At 71.4% G+C, this 21,093-nt stretch carries 18 protein-coding genes and 1 pseudogene; 10 read left to right on the top strand and 9 right to left on the bottom strand.

The genetic code is table 11. From position 1 onward, the window contains the following. Window positions 1–203 precede the first annotated feature (203 nt). Window positions 204–707, top strand: coding sequence for an SMI1/KNR4 family protein (locus tag ACIP37_RS14205; protein ID WP_400806722.1), 504 nt, complete (start codon window positions 204–206; stop codon window positions 705–707). Window positions 708–967: 260 nt separating this feature from the next. On the opposite strand, the pseudogene ACIP37_RS14200 reads toward ACIP37_RS14205, so the two are convergent. The 3 genes and pseudogenes from ACIP37_RS14200 to ACIP37_RS14190 form a co-directional block, all read right to left on the bottom strand. Then, a pseudogene (locus ACIP37_RS14200) lies at window positions 968–1,486 on the bottom strand (winged helix-turn-helix domain-containing protein). Between the two features lie 244 nt (window positions 1,487–1,730). Then, complete coding sequence (locus ACIP37_RS14195; RefSeq protein ID WP_400806725.1) at window positions 1,731–2,117, bottom strand: hypothetical protein; 387 nt, start codon at window positions 2,115–2,117, stop codon at window positions 1,731–1,733. 133 nt (window positions 2,118–2,250) lie between these two features. Further along, window positions 2,251–2,862 (bottom strand): TetR/AcrR family transcriptional regulator, encoded by a 612-nt coding sequence (locus ACIP37_RS14190; protein WP_363584277.1) that lies wholly within the window; start codon window positions 2,860–2,862, stop codon window positions 2,251–2,253. Between the two features lie 224 nt (window positions 2,863–3,086). On the opposite strand from ACIP37_RS14190, the gene ACIP37_RS14185 reads away from it, so the two are divergent. The 3 genes from ACIP37_RS14185 (at window position 3,087) to ACIP37_RS14175 (ending at window position 6,628) form a co-directional block, all read left to right on the top strand. After that, window positions 3,087–4,145 (top strand): alpha/beta fold hydrolase, encoded by a 1,059-nt coding sequence (locus ACIP37_RS14185; RefSeq protein WP_400806728.1) that lies wholly within the window; start codon window positions 3,087–3,089, stop codon window positions 4,143–4,145. Window positions 4,146–4,694: 549 nt separating this feature from the next. Next, window positions 4,695–5,333, top strand: a complete 639-nt coding sequence (locus ACIP37_RS14180; RefSeq protein ID WP_331744983.1) for a ParA family protein — start codon at window positions 4,695–4,697, stop codon at window positions 5,331–5,333. Next, a complete protein-coding gene (locus tag ACIP37_RS14175) occupies window positions 5,333–6,628 on the top strand; it encodes a ParB/RepB/Spo0J family partition protein (RefSeq protein WP_400806732.1) in 1,296 nt (431 codons plus the stop codon). Before ACIP37_RS14180 ends, ACIP37_RS14175 begins: the two co-directional genes overlap by 1 nt. Window positions 6,629–6,743: 115 nt before the next feature. Here the strand turns inward: ACIP37_RS14175 and ACIP37_RS14170 are convergent, their stop codons facing one another. Further along, window positions 6,744–7,424 (bottom strand): hypothetical protein, encoded by a 681-nt coding sequence (locus ACIP37_RS14170; RefSeq protein ID WP_400806735.1) that lies wholly within the window; start codon window positions 7,422–7,424, stop codon window positions 6,744–6,746. A 358-nt stretch (window positions 7,425–7,782) separates the two neighbouring features. Here ACIP37_RS14170 and ACIP37_RS14165 point away from each other — a divergent pair, with 358 nt between their 5' ends. The 4 genes from ACIP37_RS14165 (at window position 7,783) to ACIP37_RS14150 (ending at window position 11,310) form a co-directional block, all read left to right on the top strand. Next, entirely contained in the window at window positions 7,783–8,127 is a 345-nt protein-coding gene (locus tag ACIP37_RS14165) for a hypothetical protein (protein WP_363584283.1), read from the top strand. A gap of 226 nt (window positions 8,128–8,353) precedes the next feature. Continuing rightward, window positions 8,354–8,569: a hypothetical protein gene (locus tag ACIP37_RS14160; protein ID WP_363627695.1), complete on the top strand. Its 216-nt coding sequence runs from the start codon at window positions 8,354–8,356 to the stop codon at window positions 8,567–8,569. A gap of 193 nt (window positions 8,570–8,762) precedes the next feature. After that, window positions 8,763–10,607, top strand: a complete 1,845-nt coding sequence (locus ACIP37_RS14155) for an ABC transporter ATP-binding protein (protein ID WP_400806738.1) — start codon at window positions 8,763–8,765, stop codon at window positions 10,605–10,607. 61 nt (window positions 10,608–10,668) lie between these two features. Then, window positions 10,669–11,310 (top strand): nucleotidyltransferase domain-containing protein, encoded by a 642-nt coding sequence (locus ACIP37_RS14150; protein WP_363584288.1) that lies wholly within the window; start codon window positions 10,669–10,671, stop codon window positions 11,308–11,310. 48 nt (window positions 11,311–11,358) lie between these two features. On the opposite strand, the gene ACIP37_RS14145 is transcribed toward ACIP37_RS14150, so the two are convergent. Then, entirely contained in the window at window positions 11,359–11,931 is a 573-nt protein-coding gene (locus ACIP37_RS14145; RefSeq protein ID WP_363627697.1) for a dihydrofolate reductase family protein, read from the bottom strand. Between the two features lie 146 nt (window positions 11,932–12,077). Then, a complete protein-coding gene (locus ACIP37_RS14140; RefSeq protein ID WP_363627698.1) occupies window positions 12,078–12,848 on the bottom strand; it encodes an oxidoreductase in 771 nt (256 codons plus the stop codon). Between the two features lie 460 nt (window positions 12,849–13,308). Between ACIP37_RS14140 and ACIP37_RS14135 the strand changes: the two genes are divergently transcribed. Further along, window positions 13,309–15,465, top strand: a complete 2,157-nt coding sequence (locus ACIP37_RS14135) for a HelD family protein (protein WP_400806741.1) — start codon at window positions 13,309–13,311, stop codon at window positions 15,463–15,465. Window positions 15,466–15,539: 74 nt separating this feature from the next. On the opposite strand, the gene ACIP37_RS14130 is transcribed toward ACIP37_RS14135, so the two are convergent. Further along, the gene (locus tag ACIP37_RS14130; RefSeq protein WP_363627790.1) at window positions 15,540–17,567 is read right to left on the bottom strand and encodes an AfsR/SARP family transcriptional regulator; all 2,028 of its coding nucleotides are present in this window, start codon (window positions 17,565–17,567) and stop codon (window positions 15,540–15,542) included. 217 nt (window positions 17,568–17,784) lie between these two features. Here ACIP37_RS14130 and ACIP37_RS14125 point away from each other — a divergent pair, with 217 nt between their 5' ends. Next, window positions 17,785–18,663, top strand: a complete 879-nt coding sequence (locus ACIP37_RS14125; protein WP_363584298.1) for an alpha/beta hydrolase — start codon at window positions 17,785–17,787, stop codon at window positions 18,661–18,663. 167 nt (window positions 18,664–18,830) lie between these two features. Here the strand turns inward: ACIP37_RS14125 and ACIP37_RS14120 are convergent, their stop codons facing one another. After that, entirely contained in the window at window positions 18,831–20,150 is a 1,320-nt protein-coding gene (locus ACIP37_RS14120) for a nucleotidyl transferase AbiEii/AbiGii toxin family protein (RefSeq protein WP_363627700.1), read from the bottom strand. Next, window positions 20,147–20,923 (bottom strand): hypothetical protein, encoded by a 777-nt coding sequence (locus ACIP37_RS14115; RefSeq protein WP_363627701.1) that lies wholly within the window; start codon window positions 20,921–20,923, stop codon window positions 20,147–20,149. Before ACIP37_RS14115 ends, ACIP37_RS14120 begins: the two co-directional genes overlap by 4 nt. Between the last annotated feature and the right edge of the window lie 170 nt (window positions 20,924–21,093).

Genomic DNA, 21,093 nt, shown 5'->3' with positions numbered 1-21,093 from the left:
CCGAGGTGAGCCACGTCGACGGTCGAGCCTTCGCGACGTGTCGGGTGATCGACCCGAAGTTCCGGATGTGGGGGAGAGGGCGGGACGTGGCCTGAGGGCGTAGCGGAGCGTCGTCCACCAGAGCTGGGCGCCTCGCGGGGAGGGGAGCCCGGTGCGCGGGGATGACTCCCGCCCGCCGTGGTGGCATGAGACTCTGGGATTCGGTGACCGAGCCCTGGAACCTCATTGACGTCTGGCCGGCGAAGAACGCATCGGCCAGCCTGGCCGAGCGTCACCCGCCCGCATCGCCCGAAGCCGTCGGGCGCACCGAGGAGCGGCTCGGGTTCGAGATCCCCGCTGATCTGTGCGAGTCGCTGCTGTGCCATGGCGGAGACGACGCCTACCTCGCTGTCCTTCCGCGCGGCCCCCTGTACTCCATGGAAAGGATCGTCGAGATCCGCACCATGCGGATGAGGATCTGGGACGCCGATGATCCGGACCAGCGGGACGCCCCGTGGTGGGGAGCGCGGTGGGCCCCGTTCGCCGGCCGTTACGGCGACGAGCACTTCATCGACGCCGGGCCCGGCCTGTGGCACAACCACCTCGGGAGGGCTGCCCATGACGGCTCGGCCTACTCCGCCGGCTGGCCGAGCCTGGCCACCCTGGCTCCATGCCGTCGCCCAGGCGATGCTGCACCACGGTGGCCGCGACCACGTCGAGCCGGCTAAGTCGCCAATTCGCTTTTGTGCCAAGGTAGTTGAATGATAGATCTCACCGAAAGAGCGGAACTCGGTTGAGTGGCAAGCCCTTTGCGGGAGTCCTGTTCGGGCATCGGGGACGCAACACCTGAACTGGGCAGGCTGGTCTTCGGTGTTGCCCATGATCTGGTTGAAGAGCCCCGATGCGGTGTGTCATCACATCTCGCACGAGGCCCGCCGTGACGGCCAGTTGCGGGTGTCTGGGCATCGGGTGCGATATGACGGTGGCGTCAGGGGCGGAAGGGGAAGCCGTAGAGGTGCACGGACACGTGCTCGCGGCCCTCGGTGTCGCCGGCTCCCTTGGCGGCCTTGCCGCGCTTCCGCCAGCGTCGTCCCAGCGCCTCGAGTTCGCCGTTCAGCTCGGCGAGTTCGGCCGGGGTCGGGTCGATCATCCCACTCGGAGCTGAACGTGGAGTCCGTCCACACCTTGCCCCAGGCGGCGCCCTGGTCCAGGTACGCGCGGTACGGGGAGGTCCGGGTCTCGACGATGCCGCGGGTGACCGCGCCGACTGCGGCGGCCCCCTCGGGCGTGCCCGCGAAGTCCGAGTCCCCAAAGCCCCAGCCCTCCTCGGAAGCCATCTGCCACCACGGCTCGCGGCCGTCCGCACTGCGGCCGCTCGCCTCGGACACGAAGCCGTGCTCGGCCAGCTTGCGCAGGTGGTAGCTGACCAACGACGGGGCCGCGTCGACCTGTTCGGCGAGCTGGAGGCGGTCGCGGCGCCCGCGGCGTACAGCAGCCGGTAGAGCATGCGGCGATGTCATAGTGGAAGCGCCGCGCGGCCTGGATCCGGACGCTCTCGATCCGGCCGACGCGGACGGGGGCGGGGGGTGGTGCAGGGCACCGGCTTGGTTCAGATCGCGCCGCTGTCATCGACGGTGTCCGCTATCGGCTGCCAGCGGACGTCCGGGTGTTACGGGCCGTCGGCTGCGGCACGGGCCCGGGTACGGGCACGGGTACCGGTGCGGTTGGGGGAGGGGCCGGGGACGGATCGGTCAGGCCAGCCAGCGCAGCACGGTCCAGGGGCCGGCCGGCAACGGGGAGAAGACGAGCGTGGGCACCAGGAGCAGTCCGGCACTCACCCACCAGTAACGGCGGCCCCGTAGGCCGGTCAGCCTGCGGAGCCCGAGGTTGACCAGCCACCACAGCAGGCCGAAGACCGTCCAGACGACGACGCCGGCCACCACCCACACCATCGGGCCGTCGTTCTCGGTGGGTTCGCGCTGCCCGAGCCCGAGCCAGACCAGCGGGTAGTTGAGGAAGAACACCAGCGTGAACATCAGCGGGACCATGGCGGCGAACCCCAGCGCGACGTTGACCAGCACCGGGGCCGCCCACGCCGCCTGCCTCGTCCGGGCCTCAGGCGTTGCGCAGGGGTGCATGGTGCTTCTCCAATGCCCGGTAGAGCTCGGTCAGTTCGACGTCGTGCTTGCCTGCGGTCCGGTCCGTGCCCGGGCCGTCGTAGCGTCGGGAAGTCGATGGCGGGGTGGCTGTTGCATTCGTCCTGCGCGCTCGTCAGTCGCGGGTGAGGTCCTCGGGCACTGCCCGGGCGAGGGTGTCGGCCACCGTTGTGCAGGCGAGCCGGGCCACGGAGCGCAGCTCGGCGTCGGAGGTGCCGGCCCGGCTCAGTACGGCCAGCGACTGGTTGACGGCGACGACGAATACGGCGAGCTCGTCGAGCGTCCGGATGTCGGCCGAGGAGTCCGCCAGGGCCGTGCGTACCCGTTGACGCTGTACGTCGAGCAGGCCGCGCACCTGTGCGCCGTTCTCCTCCTTGAGCGTCGGCGACTGCGCGGCGGACTGGGCGATGAGGCACCCGGAGGGGACCGACGGGTCGGCGATGCGGCCCAGGACGACGCCGAAGAACGCCTCGACCGCGCGCACCGGATCACCGGGGTGCGCCGCGAGCGCCTGCTCGTACTGCGTGCCGTAGATCGACGCGTAGCGGTCGAGGCACTGGCCGAACAGGGCGTCCTTGTTGCCGAAGGCGCCGTAGAGGGAGCCGCGGCCCAGGCCGGTGGCCGAACCGAGGGCATCGAGTGAGGCGTCGGCGTACCCGCGCTGCCAGAACACCTGCATGGCCTGGTCCAGTGCCGCGTTGATGTCGAACTGCTTCCGGCCGGACACGGTGTGCACCTCTCCTGCTTCTCCGCTGTCCCACGTCGTCGCGACGAGCCTACCCGCATCTTGGACCGATCGGTCAGTCATCTTTGACTGATCAGTCCAAGATGGCTAGCGTGCAGGCAGGCGGTTCCCGGATCCGAAGACTTGCCGGGGCCAGCCGCCGGCCGGACCGGGCGGTTCCCGCCGTCTCGGCGAACCCGTCAACCCCGTGCCTCCGAAGGATGATCATGAGTCTGTCGCCGACCCGCCCGCCCACGCCCGAAGGCCGCGGTTTCGTCTCCCAGGTGCCGAACCTCCCGGCCGGCTTCGCCGACACCTTCACCAGCCGCTACGTCGACACCGGCGAACTGCGCCTGCACGCCGTCACCGGCGGCGAAGGGCCTGCGCTGCTGCTGGTCGCCGGCTGGCCCCAGACGTGGTACGCCTGGCGCCTCCTGATGCCGGCGCTGGCACAGGACTTCCGGGTCGTCGCGGTCGACCCGCGCGGCGTCGGACTGTCCGACAAACCCCCGGGCGGGTACGACACCGGCACGCTCGCCCGCGACCTGGTGGCGCTGATGGACGCGCTCGGGCACCGGCGGTTCGCCCTGGTCGGCCACGACGTCGGGATGTGGACCGGTTACGCCCTGGCTGCGGACCATCCTGACCGGCTCGACCGCCTGGCCGTCGCCGAGGCCGCGATCCCGGGGTTGTCGCCCTCGCTGCCTCTCCTCGGCAGCCGGGAGGCCAACGACCGCCTCTGGCACTTCGCCTTCAACCGCCTCACCGACGTCAACGAACAGTTGGTCAGCGGACGCGAACACCTCTACTTCGGCCACCAGTTCGCCACGAAGTCCGCGAAGGCACTGCCCGACTACGCCGTCCAGCACTACGTCGACACCCTCGCCGCCGAGCCGGAAGCCCTGCGAGCCGGCTTCGAGTTCTACCGCGCACTCGACACGACCATCGCCCAGAACCAGGAGCGCAGGACTCGACGGCTGACCCTGCCCGTCCTGGCGATCGGAGGAGCGGAGAACCTGGGCGCCTCCGTCAGCGAGACGATGGAGCTCGCCGCCGACGACGTGCAGGGCCTCGTCCTCCCCGACTGCGGCCACTACCCGGCCGAGGAGGCCCCGCAGGCGATGCTGACCGCCCTGACCGCGTTCCTGGCCCCGTACCGGGACGGGGCGGGCGCCCAGGGCGCCCCCACGGCACGCGTCGGCCCCACCACCCCCACCGGTGAGGTCGACGCCGCGTACACGGCCATGACGATCGATGCCCGGCCCGTCTCGAACGCCCGTCGGTAGGCGTCGGATGCTGACCGCTGTGACCACTGACCGCTCTCTTCCGACTGACCCCGTGCTTGCGGGGGAGGAGCTTCTCTCCGGCCCGCGGCGGAGCGGTGATGCCCTTTGCCGTTTCTTGACCAGGGCCCGCGGTGCCGGATAGTGAACTGCGGTGATCTGTTGAACTGTCAGGAAACGGCGGCGCGGTGTTCCAATGCGCCAGGGCTGCGCGTGGGCGCACGGCTGTTCGGGGCGGCCGGTGAAGGCGAATGCGTCCCCGGCAGCGGCGCAGTCCCGATGCCGCTGTCCGTGCGTCACGCTCTCTTGCGATGGCGGGATTCGGGGCCGGGTCGCCGGGGATATCCGGGAGGTTCTCGGAAATCAGGGGCTCAGCGAAACGGACATTGTGCTTCATGACACGCGGGTCGTGTCGGCATCAGGCCTGATCATCTGGAATGCTGTTCCAGTCCGCCGTCACCGGCTTTGATCGGCGGGCATCCGCAGTACCGGGCAAGCGGCCCGGGAAGCCCACGGAGAGAACGGAACATCATGAAGCCATCTGTACTTGTCGTGTCCACTGACCCTCAGGGATCGGCCGTCGTCTGGGCGGAGCGGGTGGGGGACAACCTGCCCTTCGATTTCATGGCGGCGCACGACCAGGCCGATCAGCTGCTCCACCTCAAGAAGACCGGTGCCAAGGTCCACGTCATCGCCAACCAGAAGGGCGGCGTCGGCAAGACCACGACCACGGTGAACCTCGCGGCGTGCACCTTCGACGTCCTCGGCGAGAAGGACGAGTACGAGCACATCTTCATCGACACGCCGGGCACCCTGGCCGACGAGGAGATCCTGCGCAGTGCTCTGGAGATAGCGGATGACGTCCTGGTCCCGATGATCACCGAGCCGTTGTGCTTCGACCCGACGGCGCGGACGATCCAGAAGGTCATCGAGCCGATGGACATCCCCTTCCGGGTCGTCATCAACAACTGGGACCCCCGGGACGGCCGCGCCGACCTGGAGGACACCGAGGCGTACATCGCCGCGAAGGGGTGGCCGCGGGCCAAGACGGTCCTGAGGCGTTACAAGATCCACTCCCGGGCGGTGGCCGAGGGAACGGTCGTCACCCAGTACAAGGAGAGCGGCACCGCCTACCGGGCCCGCGAGGACTTCTTCCGGCTGTCCCTCGAACTCGGGTACGGGGGTCGCTGATGGCCGGCCGTCGTGTTTCCTTCGCCTCGATGGCGGCCGACCCGGTCGTCGACGCCCCCGGGGTGGTCAGCAACCAGGAGACTCCGGCCCCGTGGGTCCCCACGGGGCCGGAGTCTCCGGCCCGGTGGGTCCCCACCGCCAACTGCCTCCCCAACCCGCGCAACCCGCGCGACGACCTGGGCGACCTGTCGGACCTGGCGAGCATCAAGGACCGCCAGCTGCAGAGCTGCCTCGCCGTCACCCCGGACGCGTACCTCCGGCTCTGGCCGGAGGACGAGGGCCTGCTCGGTGCGGGCCCTCAGGACGTGGTGATCGTCAACGGCAACCGGCGCCGGGCCGCTGCCGCGCTGTACGGGCGCGAGCAACTGCTCGTCGTCGTCGACGACTCGGTGGCGGACTCCAAGGCGACCCTGCTGCGCGCGGCGCTCGACGAGAACATGGCGCGCAAGGACTTCGACCCGATCGAGGAGGCCAACGCGGTCCTGCTCATCGTGGCGCAGTACGCCACCGCCAAGGAGGCCGCCGAGTCGGAGGGCTGGTCCCAGAGCTGGATCTCGCACCGCAAGAACCTGCTGAAGCTCCACCCCGAGCTACAGCGGCAGGTGCGGGCCAAGGCGCGGGGCGAGGAGGGCATCTCCATCAACGTCGCCCGCCGTCTGGGATCGGTCAAGGGCATCGAGGCGATGGCCCTGGCCGAGCAGACGGAGCAGCTGGAGCAGCTGCTCCAGGCCGACGCCGACGCCGTCGCGGCCAAGCGGGCGGCGAAGCTGGGGGCCCGAGCGGCGGCGGTTCAGGCCTCCGCTGACGGGGTGACTCCTCAGGCCGCGCCGCAGCGACCCGTCGCATCCGCGAGTGGGCCTGCGGAGAGCGCGACCACGGCTGCGTCCACGGCTGCGTCCACGGCCACCGTCACGCCGTCGCCGGTGGAACCGTCGCCGGTGGATCCGTCGCCGGTGGAACCGTCGGCTTCGGCTACCCGGTCGAAGCCCGCCAGTGCCGGCACGGGGGAGAGCACCGAGTCCGCTCCGAGCACCGAGCCCGCTCCGAGTGCGGAGTCCGCTCCGAGCGCCGAGCGATTTTCCGCGGAAAATTCCGAGCCTCTTCCGATGCCGGAACAGCGAGCCGAGGCCTCCCCGGCCGAGCAGCCGTCGGCCACGCCGTCCGCGGAGCTCGGCGATGTCGACTGGCATGACGTCGAGGAACTCGCCGACGCCATCTGCCGCACCCTTTCGGCCGACGAGGCCTACCGCCTCGCCGACGCCCTGGCCAACCGTCTGCTGACGACCAACAGCTGACGCGACCTCCGGTGCCCGCCCCGTCGTTCGCACGGGGCGGGCACCGGATCGGCATCCCTCGCCGGTGCGTGCGGGAGGGAGACGTGGACCTCCCCGGCCGTCCGAACGGCGTCGCTCATAGTCCGGCTTCGTACGTCCCGGGCGGCACGGGCGTCCCGTCGTACGGGAGGTAGCACCTCATGCGGTACGACAGCAGGTGCTGTACGAGGTCGCTCGCCAGGAACGGCTTCGCCCACTCCCACTGGGTGCCACCGCGGCAGGCGGTGCAGGCGGGGTCCCGGTGGCTGCGGCACATCGCGCCGCGGGCAACGTGCTGGGTGCGCATCTTGAGTCGACCGGACAGCCAGATCTCCGTATGGGCCCTCGCCTTCTGCGGCTTGCAGCGCATCAGAACGCAAACCTCTTCGACGCTGAGCACCCGCAGGGCGACGCCCAGGCGGGCGTGCCGGCTGACCTGTGAGGTCGCCAGGCCGGGCAGGAGTTGCTCGGTCAGGCTCGGCTCGAGCCGCTTGATGAGTTGGTAGCTCGCTCTCTTGCTGTCATCTCCCTGGGGGAGATCGTGGATCAGCCAGATGAGCGGGCTGTACACCACGCTGGTCGCTTTCCGGTTCGCCCGCAGGAGGCGCGCGGCGTCCTTGAAGTCCTGGCAGGACTTCTCGTCCTCAAGGTGCTCCAGGAGGTTGCGACGTGCCTCGGCGTACGTTCCGAACGGCTGGTATCCGTAGTCGACGACCTTGATCTTCGTCTCGGGAGTCGTCACCAGCTTCGCTGCTATCCAGGCCCACTCCGTCAGCATGGGACCGACCATAACCCACGACGGTGCTCCCGGAGGAGGCCTCGTCGCGGACTCGGGTGGTGACGAAGAATGGTTTCGGCCGCCCGAAAGTTCGCATGGGGAAGGCGATTTGACGATGTGTCGGCTGATGCGTTCCGCCGTGGCGTGCGGTCAGGTCTGTTCGTTCCCGGTCCACGCGCGGAGTCTCCGGGTTGCGGACGCCCAGATGCGGCTGACGCGGCCGCCGCCGGTCTCGAACGCGGCCACGGTCACGGTGACGCCCACCGAGCTTCGAGGGCCCTGCGCCGTACCGTCAGCGATCCGTCCGCGGGCTCGGGCCAGGGCACGCAGTGTCGGTGGTGTCTGATACGAAGGCCCTGTGACGGAGGACGAGATCATCAAGCGGCTCATCGAGCAGAATGCCGGAGGGCGTCCTTCGCCTGCGCTTCCGGAGGCTGTGTCCGGGCTCGAAGCAGTTGTGGGGCACCCCATGCCGCCTTTGCTCAGACGGATCTATCTCGAGGTCGCCGATGGCGGGTTCAGCCGCTGGGGCGGTGCCCTGTCCCTCACCGAGTACCGTGACGAACCGCCCGTACTGCAGGCGTACCTCGGGTGGCGCGAAGGCTATGGCGCGGACTGTCCGACACCGGTGGTACCGCTACTGCCCTGGGGCTGCGCTAACTGGTCGCTCCCGGCATGGCTGTATGGCTATTGCCTGAGGTGAATGATTGCTCGGGAGCAATGGTTCACCCTGAAATCGGCAGATCGGGTGGCGGCTCGTCACACACGGTTTCTTGGGGGATTCTTGACCAGGAAATCGAAGCAGGCGGCTGCCGATTTGGACAATCCGGAAAAATCATCAAATTTTCACATTTAGCGCACTCGATGCTTGTGCATTGCGGAGGTGAGGATGACGATGGAGCGAGGGGGACTTCGAAAGAAGGTTGCTCATGTCATTCCTCGGACAGTTCCAGTCCTTCGGTCGGTTCCGTGACGACTGGGGCGGCGGTGGTCGCGGTGGCGACTACGGCGACTTCGGTGACGACCGTGGCGGCTACGGCGGCTACGACGACTTCCGTGACGACTTCGGCGGCGACCGTGGCGGCTACGGCGGCTACGGAGGCGACCGCGGCGGCTACGGAGGCGGCTACGGAGGCCGGTGGTAAGGATCGCTTCCCTGTGAGAGCGGGCCGGGCACGTGTGCCCGGCTTTGCCGTGTCGGCCGGGAGCGACCCCACGCGGGCCCGCGCCGGCCGTGCGTGTGGAGACCTTCCATTCCCGGAGCAGGGCCTCTTTGATCGGGAGTTCCTCTCAATCCGGAAGTGATCTGGGCTCGGGGACGAGCGAGAAGACCGTGAGATGACGAGGAAACACAGCCTTCGGTCGGCTCTGCGACGCTTGCTCACGGTCGCCGAGACCTCCGATGTGGTCGCCGCGGCACCGCCGGTCCCGCTCATGGCGATCTTCCGGCGCTTCTGGCCCTACACCAAGGGTGGCCGCCGGTGGCTGGTGGTGCTGCTGGCCCTGGTCGCGGTGGGCCCGGCGATCGAGGCGATGGAGATCTGGCTGTTCAAGATCGTCATCGACGACATGCTCATTCCGCACCGGCTGAACCTGTTCCTGCCGATCGCCCTCGCCTATGCGGGGCTGACCCTGCTCTCCGGAGTACTGGGCTTCGCCCGCCGGGTGATCTCCACCTGGGTCAGCGAACGCTTCCTGCTCATCCTGCGGTCGGACGTGTTCCGGCACATCCAGGGCCTGTCGCTGGGCTTCTTCGAGCGCCGGCGGCTCGGCGACGTGCTGTCCCGGGTGACCGGCGACGTGGACGCGGTCGAGACCTTCCTGCTCTCCGGCATCGTCAACGCGCTCGGCCAGGTGGCGCGGCTCGGCATCTACGTCGGCCTGCTGCTGGTGCTGCGCTGGGACCTGACCCTGGTCGCGCTGGTCGCCGCGCCACTGTTCTTCCTCACCGCCCGCCGCTTCGCGAAGCTGATCCGGGCGGCCTCGCGCGAACGCCGCCGGCGCAGCGGCTCGATCAGCGCGGTCGCCGAGGAGTCGCTCGGCAACATCGCGCTCGTCCAGGCGTACAACCGCCAGGACTGGGAGCACGCCCGATTCCAGCGCGAGAGCATCGGCCGGTACCACGCGGCGATGGCCTCGACCAGGATCGGAGCGCTCTACGGGCCGACGGTCGACTTCGTCGAACTGCTCGGCGGCCTGGTGGTGATGGGCCTCGGGGCCTGGGAACTCGTGCACGGCCGGCTCACCTTCGGTGGCCTCATCGTCTTCCTCACCCTGCTGAGCAGGCTCTACGGCCCGATCCAGAGCATGTCCGGGCTCGGCAACACCTTCTACGCGGCCTCCGCCGCCGCCGAGCGGATCATCGAACTGCTCGACCAGCGTCCACAGGTGACCGATCCCGCCACCCCCCGGCCGCTCGGCCGCGCCCGGGGCGGGATCGAGTTCGACGACGTCACCTTCCGTTACCCGGACGTGGAGGCGCCCGCACTGTCGGAGGTGTCCTTCGAGGTGGCGCCGGGGGAGACGCTGGCCCTGGTCGGCGCCAGCGGCGCGGGCAAGTCCACCGTCGCCAAGCTGCTGTTGCGCTTCTACGACCCGGACGACGGCGCGGTGCGGCTCGACGGCCTCGACCTGCGCGACCTCGCCCTCACCGACCTGCGCGAGAACGTCGCGGTGGTGCTCCAGGAGACCCTGGTCTTCCACGGCACCGTCCGGGAGAACATCGCCTACGGGCGCCCCGAGGCGAGTGAGGCCGAGATCCTGGCGGCGGCCCGGGCGGCGGACGCCCACGAGTTCATCACCCGGCTCCCGGACGGCTACGACACCCTGGTCGGCCAGCGCGGCCGGCTGCTCTCCGGCGGCCAGCGTCAGCGCCTCGCGATCGCCCGCGCGATGGTCCGGGACGCCCCCGTCCTCATCCTCGACGAGCCCACCACGGCCCTGGACGCGGAGTCGAGCCAACGGATCATGGGCCCGTTGCGCCTGCTCATGGCCGATCGCACGACGATCATCATTTCGCACAATCTGCTGACCGTCCGCGACGCCGACCAGATCGTCCTGCTCGACCAGGGCCGGATCGTCGCCCACGGCACCCACACCGAGCTCCTCCTCCGCAGCTCCGCCTACGCCGGCCTGCACCGGTTGCACCACCCGCCGGGCGAGTCCGTGGAGGCCGTCCCCTGAGGCGTGCCCGGGCGTACCGATCTCGGCCACGGCCCTGCGGGCCTGTTGGTAGATTCCTCGCGTGAGCGAGCAACTGCCCGGCGGTGGGATCGAGCTGTCAGCCGACGAGGTCGCGGCCCTCGACGACAGGTGGTCGTCGTGCTGGAGGCCGGACGAGGTCGCGCGGCGGTTGGCGGGGGTCGGCACGCCGTGGTGTGTGGCCGCGGGATGGGCGCTGGACCTCTTCCGGGGCGGGCAGGCGCGTGCGCACGGGGACATCGAGATCGCGATTCCGGCCGCGAGCCTTCCCGAGGTCCGCAGTCGCTTCCCCGGGTACGTCTTCGACGCGGCGGGCAGCGGCCGGATCTGGGAGGACGCCGCACCGGGGGTGCTGGCCGCCACCCATCAGACCTGGCTGCGCGATCCGGCCACCGGTGACTACCTGCTCGATGTGTTCCGCGAACCGCACGACGGCGACGTCTGGATCTGCCGGCGCGATGAGAGGATCCGCTTTCCCTACGGCGACATCATCCGCCACACGGCAGGCGGCATCCCGTACCTGGCGCCCGAGCTGGTCCTGCTGTTCAAGGCCAAGCACCTCCGCCGGAAGGACCAGGCGGACTTCGACACGACCGTTCCGCTGATGACCCCGGCCCAGCGCGGGACCCTGGCCGAACTGCTCGCCTGCGTACACCCGGGGCATCCCTGGCTCGCGGACCTGTAGCCCCCGCGCAGTCGTTGGCGCGAGGGCTTTCCGGGTCTGCGGGGAACGTCAGCGGACGACGTCGAAGACCTGCTTCTGTAGACCGTTGGGGTAGACCTCGTGCTCGACGAGCGTCAGCTTCTGGGTGTCCTTGTCCGTGGTGCTGAACAGGCGCTTGCCCGCGCCGAGCAGGAGCGGGAAGACGAGCAGGTGGTAGCGGTCGACCAGACCGGCGTCGGAGAGGGCCTGGTTCAGGGTCGCACTGCCGTGCACGATGATCGGGCCGCCCTCGGTCTGCTTCAGCGCGGCAACCTCGTCGAGTGAGCGCAGGATCGTGGTCTCGCCCCAGTTCGACACCAGGTCGTCCTCGGTGAGGGTGGTGGAGACGACGTACTTCGGCATCACCTTGTAGTCGGCGAAGTCCGCCATGTCGGGCCACACCTGGCTGAACGCCTCGTAGCTGACCCGCCCCAGCAGCATCGCGGTGGCCTCCTGCTGCTCCCGCCCCTTGATCTCGAAGGCCTCGGGAAGGAACTCGATGTCCTTGAAGGTCCAGCCGGAGTTCCGGTAGCCGGGCTCCCCGCCCGGGCCTTCCACAACGCCGTCGAGCGAGATGAAGGCGGTGCTGATCAGGGTACGCATCTCTGGTTCCTCGGTGTCTCGGATCTGGATTCTTCCGGGCTCGCCGACCTGGTCGGCATCGGACGCCCTGCTGTCGGCCGCCGATGTGATCAAGGTAGCCGTGCCGGCCGAACGAGGCCGCCAGCCGGGGCCGCTGTGCGTTGCCGTCAGCCCCTGGGGAATTCGCCGCCGTCCACGACGAGGTTGCTCCCCGTCAGCCAGCTCGCCCGGCCGGACAGGAGGAACAGGACCGCGTGGGCGATGTCGTCGGGTCGGCCGTCGCGTCCCAGCGGGGGAGTCGTGGTGTCCTGGCCCGGCCCCGCGTCCAGGCGTGCCCACTGCTCGCGCGTCGCTTCGCCGCCGGGGGTGGCGGTTCGGCCGGGAGACACGGTGTTGACCCGGATCCCGTGCGGGGCCAGCTCGGCGGCCAGCCCCCGGCTGTAGGCCTCCAGCGCCGCCTTCGCGGCCACGTAGTGCAGGAACGGCGGTGCCACGGTGGGGACGGCGGCCGAGGAGACGTGCACGATCGCCCCCGAACGCCGTTCCCGCATCCCCGGTGCCAGCAGCGCGTCCAGCCGCACCGACGCCAGGAAGTTCAGGTCCAGCGCGTTCTGCCACTCCTCGTCGGGGATGGCCAGGGCGCCGTGGTGCGGCTGCGCCCCGCCCACGTTGTGGACCAGGATGTCCACCCCGCCGAGCACCTCCTGCGCGGCCGTGGCGAGCGCCTCCGCGCCGGCCCGCGTTCGCACGTCGGCCGCCACGAAGGCGGCCCCCTCCGGGACGGTGCCCGTCGCCGACCTGGCGGTCGTGAGCACCTTGGCGCCCGCGTCCAGGAGTTGGCGCACGATGGCTGCTCCGATTCCGCGAGAACCACCCGTGACCAGGGCCCGCTTGCCTGCGAGTTCCTGCGTGCCTGGTCCGTTTTGGGTCGTGGTCATTTCCTTGGTCCTCTCGATCGCGTGTTCGTCCGCGTGTTCGTCCGGGTGTTCGTCCGGGTGTTCGTCCGCTCGACGGAATGGGAATCGACCAGGCGCGCAGGGTGCGAATTCCTCAGGGAGCGCGAATACTTCAGGGAAATCGTGGTGGGTGCCTCGTCGAGCTGTTTCACGGTACGGCCGGAAAAGAGCGAGAGGCAAAGACGAAGTGTCAGCAGACGCTATAGGGAAGGCCTATGGCGTGCCGGTTCCGTCGTGCGCCGCCGCCGGCCGCTGACCTGCGGCCTCGACGTCCTCGGCGACCACTCGTACGCCTCTGGCTGATGTTTCGTCAGATTCGGTGCACAGGACGAGAGTTGGGGAAGCGTGGGGCAGAGGGCGCAACGGCGGTACGTTCGTCAACTTTTACTTTCCCCCGCCCGCCCCCGCATAGTGACGGCCCGAACCCGAGAGGAGGCCCGTCGTGCCGTACAGCGATGACCGTGCCGAGTGCCAGGTGCAGGCGGAAAACGTGCAGGTGGGGGCCGTGTGCGCCGAGTACGACCGGCGCCTGGAGCAGACGCGCGTCGAACTGGCCCGTACCCTCGCCGCGCCCGCCGACGGCGCCGGGGCCGTGTACGAGCGGGACGTGGCGGCCGCGCGGTGGGCCGGGGAAGTACGCCGCCTGGAAGGCGCCGGCCACGGGCTGGTGTTCGGCCGTCTCGACACCGCCGACGGCACCACGCTGCGGATCGGGCGCCTGGGCCTGCACACCGAGGCGGACGAACTGCCGCTGCTGGTGGACTGGCGGGCCGAGGCCGCCAGGCCCTTCTACGAGGCCACGCCCGTCCACCCGATGGGCCTGCGACGCCGGCGCCACCTGCGTCTGGACGGCCGCACCGTCGCCGCCGTCAGCGACGAACTGCTGGACGGCTCCGACCCCACCCGTGAGGACGTGATCGGCGACGGCCCGCTGCTGGAGGCCCTGTCGGCCCGGCGCACCGGACGCATGGGCGCCGCGGTCGCCACCCTCCAGGCCGAGCAGGACGCGATCGTCCGCTCCCGCCACCGGGGGGTGACGGTCGTACAGGGCGGCCCCGGCACCGGCAAGACGGTGGTGGCCCTGCACCGCGCCGCCTACGTGCTGTACGCCTTCCCGCGCGCCGCCGAACGCGGTGTCCTCGTCCTGGGCCCCAACACCCGCTTCCTGGACTACATCTGTCAGGTGCTGCCCTCGCTCGGCGAGAACGACGTCGCCCTGGCGACCTGCGCCGACCTCGCCCCCGCCACCCCCGGCCCGGCGGCGCCCGAGGAGCCGCAGACCGCCCGCCTCAAGGGCGACCCCGCCCTCGCCGACGCCCTGGCCGCCGTGGTCCGCGCCCACCAGGCCCCGGCGGAGGACGGCCTGGCCATACGGGTCGGCCAGGAGGAGGTGCACCTGCCGCAGTCCGACCTCGCCGCCGCCGCCCGCGCAGCCACCGCCGACGGCCTCGCCCACAACCGGGCCCGCGACCTGTTCAAGGACCTGCTGGCCGACGCCCTCACCCGCGCCCTCGAACGCGACACCGCCGACACCCTCGACCAGCTCGACGCCGAGGTCGCCCAGCTCACCGGCCTCAACCTCGACCGCGTCGCCGCCGCCGATCTGCGCCGGCTCGGTCTCGACGGCTCACGTGCCCACGACGCCGCGGGTACCGGCGACGCCCCGGGTATCGACGGCACCGTGGGTACCGGCGACACCGCGGGTACCGACGGCACCTTCGACGCCGAGGCCGTCCGAGCGGCCCTGCTGGACGACCCGCACCTCGACCGCGTCCTCGACACCCACTGGCCCGCCCTCACCCCGCACGACGCCGTCCGCGCCCTGCTCACCGACCCCGCAGCCCTCACCGCCCACCTGCCCCACCTCTCCGACGACCAGCGCGCCCGCCTGCTGCGCGCCCCCGACGCCCCGTGGACCGACGCCGACCTGCCGCTGCTGGACGAGGCCGCCGCCCTGCTCGACGGCCCCCCGCAGCGCAGTTGGGGCCACGTCGTCGTCGACGAGGCCCAGGAACTCACCGCGATGCAGTGGCGCGCCGTGCTGCGCCGCTGCCCCACCCGATCGATGACCGTCGTCGGCGACTTCGCCCAGGCCGGCCCCGCCGCCCAGGCCCGCGACTGGCACGAGGCCCTCCACCCGCACACCGGGAGCCGCTTCGACCTGCACACCCTGACCGTCAGCTACCGCACCACGCAGGAGATCCTCGCCGCCACCACCGACCTGCTCGCCCGCATCGCCCCCGGCCAGGCCCGCGCCCGCGCCATCCGCCACGGCGAACCCCCGCGCACCCTCACCGCCCCGGCCCACGGCCTCGCCGCCGCCGTCCTGGCCGAACTGCGCGCCCAGACGGCCGCCCACCACGGCGACCTCCTCGCCGTGGTCTGCGCGGACGCCCGCCTGCCGGAACTGGAAGCCGCCGGCCTGCCCGGACACGTCCGCCTCGTCCCCGCCTCCGAGGCGCGCGGCCTGGAGTTCGACGCCGTCCTCGTCGTCGACCCCGACCAGATCACCGCCGCCCGCCCGGCCGGCGAACGCGACCTGTACGTCGCCCTCACCCGTGCCACCCGCCGCCTGTGCGTGATCAGGACCGCGGGGTAGGCCGGGCGGCACCGGGCCCGGCTCGGTAGACGGCGAGGTGCCGGCCGGGGCGCGGTGTACCCGGGCAGCATCGCCTACCCCGCTCCGGCGCATGCCTCCGCCTCCGCCAGGTACCGCGCCACCGGGCCCAGCGTCAGCATTCCACTGGCGGCGCCGGCATGCTCCGCACGGGCACCGCGCAGGAAAGCCCCGGCGCGTGCGGCGATACCGGGCTCGCCGAGGCGAACGGCGGCGCGGGCGGTCAGGCACCACATGGCCTCCTGCATGTGGTCGCGCGCGGGATCGGGCACCGCGGCGAGCGCGGTACGGGCCTCCTCGACCCGGTCCTGGGCGAGCAGCACGAGGGGGCGCGCCCAAGCCCGGTACGGGCCCCAGTCGAGGTGCGGGTCGGTGGGTGCGGGCCGGTCGTGCAGCAGGCGCAGCCCGAGGAGGGCGAGCGCGAACAGGCCGCGGTGCAGCCCCGGCATTCCGGCCCGCTGGAGGGCGTTCTCGGCGGCCCGGTAGTGTGCTGCGGCCGTGGCGGCGGTCGGCCCGCCGGGTTCGGTGCTGCGGGCGGCCGTGGCCCGGGCCCGGAACCACCCGGTGAGGACGGGGACGAGGGGCGCCTCGGTGGTGGCGGCGAGTCGGTTGGCAGCTTCGGCGTGCGAGGCCGCGGCGTCGAGGTCTCCGAGGGCCGAGGCGGACTGGAGGCGGACGAGTCGGCCGAGTACGCCGAAGTTCGGCAGCTCGTGCCGGGCGGCCAGGTCGAGGATCTCGGCGCCGATCCCGTCCCGTACCGCCGCGAGCCCGGGGCGGGTGAAGGACTGCAGGAACACCCCGTTGAGGGCGAAGACCAGCAGGGCGGGATCGGCCAGGCCCCGCGCCAGCGCCTCCGCCTGTTGTGCCGCCTGCTGTCCGCGGCCCAGTTCGGCCGTGGACAGGTCGGCGCTGCGGCTCTCGACGGCGACCGTAGCCAGGAGGCGGGCCGACAAGTCGGCGGGGCCGTCGGGGCCGAGCGCGGTGAGCGTGCGTTCGGCAGCCGCGACGACCGCGCGGGACTGCTCGGGGTCGTCGGCCCGGCTCCAGACGGCGGGCACGTCGTAGGCGCCGATGATCCGGGCGGTCAGGAGGAGGTCTCCCGTGCGTTCCGCGGCCTGAACGGCGGCGAGGCGGTCGCGTCGCGAGTGGACGAGCGCGTCGCCACCCGCCAGTGCGAGGGTGCGGGCCAGATCCACGGTGGTGCGCGGGCCGAGTCGGACGCCGGGGCCGCTCCACCCGGTACGGGCGCCTTCGAGGGGCGCGGCCCCGTTGAGGATGTCCGTCTCCAGACGCCGGAGTTCGGCGCCAGGGTCGAGTCCGAGTTGATCGACGAGCATCGCGCGGGCTCGGCGGAGGGTGGCCAGCGCGTCGGCCTGGCGGCCCGCGCGGTACAGCGCGCGGGCCAGCAGCCCCCAGGCCGGCTCGCGCCACGGCTGTTCGGCGACGTGGGCGCCCAGTTCGGCGACGAGACCGGCCCCTTCACCGGAGTCGAGGAGGAGGCGGGCGCGCAGTTCCACCCCCTCCAGCCGCAATTCCTCCAGCCGGGTCCGCTCGCGCTGCGCCCATGCGGCGCCGGTCACATCGGCGTACGCGGGTCCGCGCCAGTCCTTGAGCGCCGCGCTGAGGTCGGCCAGCGTGTCGGGGGCGGTAGCTGTGTCGGGGTGGGCCACCGTGTCGGGGTGGGCCACCGTGTCGAGACCGGGCATCGCGTCGGGGCCGGTCACCGTGTCAGGGCGACGCCGGGCTCGGGCCAGGGTGTCCTGGAACCGGTGGACGTCCACGTCCTCGCGCGGCAGGCGCAACGCGTAGCCGGGCCCTTCGGTGATGATGACGCGCGGCGGATCGCGCGGCGGCCGGTCGGGTTCGAGGGCACGGCGCAGCGCGGCGACGAACGTACGCAGAGCGCCCACGGCGCGGGCCGGTGGATCGGTCCACAGGTCGTCGACGAGGGTGTCGGTGGTGACCATCCGCCCCTCGGCGGCGACGAGCCGGGCGAGCACCTCACGATGGCGGGGGCCGCCCAGGTCGATCGGGCTGCCGTCGTCGCGGAGGGCCCGCACGGCACCGAGCACGTCGATTCGTATGCCCCTATCCTCCGTGTCGGGGGTCGGCTGCGCTTGACCGAACTGATCGGCTGCTGATCGGTCTGTAGCGACCGGTCTGTAGCGACCGGTCCGTAGTGACCGGCACGTACTGGCGGCCGGTACTGGCGGCCGGTACTGGCGGCCGGTACTGATCCGTTGCTGATCGCCGTCGCCCAGGCTGGTCCGGTCAGCCCCCGACCGACAAGGACGGCCCTTCATGACGCTCACCATTCCCGGCTTCGATCACGTCCGCCTGCCCGGCGCGGACGGGGTGGAGCTGGCTGCCGCCGTCGGCGGCAGCGGCAGCCCGGTCGTGCTGTTGCACGGTTTCCCCCAGACCCACCTGATGTGGCGGCACGTTGCCGAGCGGCTCGCCGACGAACACACGGTGATCTGCCCTGACCTGCGGGGCTACGGCGCCAGCGACAAGCCGGCGGCCACCGACCCCGAGGTGTACGCCAAGCGCACCATGGCCGCCGACGTCGTGAACTTGGCGGCCGCCCTCGGCCACGAGCGCTTCGCCCTCGTCGGCCACGACCGGGGCGCCCTGGTCGCCTTCCGGGCGGGGCTGGACCACCCTGAGACCGTCACGCACCTGGGCATCCTCGACGTCGTGCCGACCCTCGACATGTGGAACGTCCTGCACGGCGTCCCGGCGGCGGTCGGCTACCACCTCTTCCTGATGGCGCAGCCGCCGGGCCTGCCGGAGGCGATGATCGCCAACAGCGCGGACGCGTTCTTCGGCTCGTTCCTCGACTCCTGGGCCAATGACGCGACCGCCGTTCCCGAGGATGTCCGTGCCGAGTACCTGCGGGCGAGCGCGGCGGCGGTGACGTCGATCGTCGCGGACTACCGGGCCTCGGCGGGCATCGACGTCACGCACGACCGAGCGGACCTGGACGCGGGGTCGCAGCTGGCCATGCCCGTGACGGTCGTCCAGCAGGACTGGGGCGCGCAGCTGGGCTACGACGCGGCCGCGGTGTGGAAGGCGTGGGCGCCGGACCTCGACCACCGGCTGACCCGAGCGGGGCACTTCATGGCCGAGGAGGCGCCCGACGAGATCGCGGAGGCGATCCGGGAGCTGCTGGCGCGTTGAACCTCCCGTTCCCCGGCTCGCCGATTGGCCGACTGACTGACTGACTGACTGACCGACCGACTGACTGACCGACTGACTGACCGACCGACCGGGCCACGGTCGGTCGGCGAGTTGGGTTTTCGGTGGTCGGGTTCCTCTTCCGGCGCCGGGTACTGCCCGGGTCGGTGTCAGTTGTGGGTGCCGTCCGCCGGTTGGTCGTCGGCGAGCTCGGCGGCGTAGCGGGCGGCGGCCTCCGCCAGCATGCGGGTCATCCGGTCCGGTTTGTCGCCGAGGCGGGCGGCGACGGCGCGGCGGGCGTCTTCGAGGTTGCCGCCGAGGTTGCCCCCGAGGCCGCCGCCGAGCAGTTCGCGGATGATCACCAGGGAGTCGTCCGGGGCCATGTACCGCCGGGACATCCGTTGCTGGACCTCGTCCATGCCCTCGCGCGCCAGCACCTCCCGCAGTTCCTCGATCAGCGGGGCCAGCCACTGGGCGCGCAGTGCGTACTCGCCGTGGTCGGTGAAGGTCGCGTGGAGCCCGGCGAGCAGCTGCGCAGGGTACTCCTCCAGGGGTCCGGCGAACTGCGGGTAGTCCTTGGCGAATTCGTCCCAGTCGACGTAGAGTCCGGCGATCTGCTCCGGGAGGAGCGGGCAGCGCGACCAGGTCTCGTCGGACTGGGTGAAGACCTGCCGCAGCAGGTCGTAGGGCACCTCGTCGGTGCGCGAGAGCAGGATCGCGTCGTAGAGGTCCTTGCCCTGGGGGTGGTTGTCCGAGGCCAGCCAGAGGATCTTCCACGCGAGGGAGAGCTGTGGCGTGGCGGCGAACAACCGGCCCGTGACGCCGGGGAGCTGGTAGGACTCCGGTGGGACGGGCAGGTGTTCGGTGAAGACGAAGTCCAACTGGACGGTCCCGCCCGGAACGCCGGGTGCCGACCACGGCAGGACGAGCCGACGCCCGGGAATCCTGCTGTACGTCCAGATCTCGTCGCTGACCGCTTGGTCCGCGTGCAGCCGCACCGCGCCCGAGAGCCGTTCTGCGTCGGCGGCGAGCTCCTCGAACATGCGGTCCGTGCGCTCGTCCTCCAGCTGCCAGTCCGTCGGACGGACCACGAAGTCCAGGTCCCCCGGCTCCCGCGCCTGCTCGCCGTACCAGGCCCGCAGCAGGACGCTCCCGCGCAGGACCAGGTGCTCGGCCCACTGCGAGCCGGCGACGGCGGACAGCACGGTGTTCAGCGCCTCGCGCCGCGCGGCAAGCCACAGTTGGGCGAGCTGAGGGTCGGTGAAGGCGGGTTCACTGGGCCGCAGGGCCCGGGTGTACCCGGCGAGGGCGGGGTCGAAGACCGGCTGCTGGCTCACCGCCTCGTCGTCGATCGGCCGGACGCTCCTGGGCAGGCCCCGGTCCTCGCGGACGTCCTCCGGCGGTGGCTGCCGGGGAAGCAGGACACCCTGCCACGGCCCGTATGTCAGTTCCTCCCAGGCCACTGGTGACTGGGGCTGGTCCTCGGTCATCGCGGGTCTCCCTCTCCGTACGGTCCGGCACGGTGCTCGTGCTCGTGCCTCTGTTCGTGTTCGCGTTCGTGCTTCTGCTCGTGCTCGCTGATCCATCCCTCGTCCAGGGCCTCGGCGCTGTCCACGGCGACGAACTCGCGCTCCACCGACACCACCTCGCGACCGCCGGCGGCAAGGCCCCGGAGCAGCGCCTCCAGCCGACGGCCCGCGGTGCTCAGGCCGACCAGGCGGCACCGCTGGGTCACGAACCACTCGCGCCGGCCGTCGTCGCGTATCCGGCGCGGGTTGTGCGACAGGTGCGCACCGTGGCGGACGGCCAACTCGGCGAGGTCCGCGAGGCGGGCGGGGTCGGTGAGGCCGGCCGTGGGAAGCGGGCCCGGAAGCAGCAGCTTGACGTGGTGCTCGAAGTACCGGCGCGCCCCGTGCGGTACGGCGTCCTCGTCCGAGACCGGAACGCCCTCGGCCCACGGCGTGGCCTCGATCTTCGTCCGCAGGACCGTGAACCCGGCCCGAACCAGCCGGCCCGTGGTGTGGGACGTCGCCGCAGTGACCTCGTCCAACGAGCCGTTGGCGCGCAGGGTGAGCATCGGCTGCGAGGGCGCCGCACCGCGCGCCAGCAGGATGTGGGTGAACTTCAGGCCGTGACCGTCGGCCCACCCGGCCAGCGCCTCGGCGGCGCCGGGCTCCACGGTCAGGTGCACCTCGAAGTCACCCCGGAGGTCGGGAGGACCGGACCGGTCGTCGCGGTGTTGGTCAGGACGGATGGCGAGCATGGGAGCATCCTGCCAAGCCCCTATGACAACGCCTCGTGCGCCCGGGTGCGCAGCGAGCTGATCCCTCCGTGCGAGCCCCGTGACCTTCTGCTCTTGGCGCTCGAAGCGGAACTGGCCAGCGGAACTGGCCTTCGGTGGTTGACGCTGGTCAGCGGCGTTCTCGGCCCTCA

The sequence above is a fragment of the Kitasatospora sp. NPDC088861 genome, from assembly GCF_044750105.1.
GTDB lineage: Bacteria > Actinomycetota > Actinomycetes > Streptomycetales > Streptomycetaceae > Kitasatospora.
This window is presented reverse-complemented; position numbering and strand designations above follow the sequence as displayed.

Coding starts and splice junctions, on each gene's coding strand:
- ACIP37_RS14120 (WP_363627700.1), bottom strand. CDS start 20,150: ATGACCGAGGACCAGCCCCAGTCACCAGTGGCCTGGGAGGAACTGACA.
- ACIP37_RS14160 (WP_363627695.1), top strand. CDS start 8,354: ATGTCATTCCTCGGACAGTTCCAGTCCTTCGGTCGGTTCCGTGACGAC.
- ACIP37_RS14155 (WP_400806738.1), top strand. CDS start 8,763: ATGACGAGGAAACACAGCCTTCGGTCGGCTCTGCGACGCTTGCTCACG.
- ACIP37_RS14125 (WP_363584298.1), top strand. CDS start 17,785: ATGACGCTCACCATTCCCGGCTTCGATCACGTCCGCCTGCCCGGCGCG.
- ACIP37_RS14185 (WP_400806728.1), top strand. CDS start 3,087: ATGAGTCTGTCGCCGACCCGCCCGCCCACGCCCGAAGGCCGCGGTTTC.
- ACIP37_RS14170 (WP_400806735.1), bottom strand. CDS start 7,424: ATGCTGACGGAGTGGGCCTGGATAGCAGCGAAGCTGGTGACGACTCCC.
- ACIP37_RS14140 (WP_363627698.1), bottom strand. CDS start 12,848: ATGACCACGACCCAAAACGGACCAGGCACGCAGGAACTCGCAGGCAAG.
- ACIP37_RS14115 (WP_363627701.1), bottom strand. CDS start 20,923: ATGCTCGCCATCCGTCCTGACCAACACCGCGACGACCGGTCCGGTCCT.
- ACIP37_RS14175 (WP_400806732.1), top strand. CDS start 5,333: ATGGCCGGCCGTCGTGTTTCCTTCGCCTCGATGGCGGCCGACCCGGTC.
- ACIP37_RS14195 (WP_400806725.1), bottom strand. CDS start 2,117: ATGCACCCCTGCGCAACGCCTGAGGCCCGGACGAGGCAGGCGGCGTGG.
- ACIP37_RS14145 (WP_363627697.1), bottom strand. CDS start 11,931: ATGCGTACCCTGATCAGCACCGCCTTCATCTCGCTCGACGGCGTTGTG.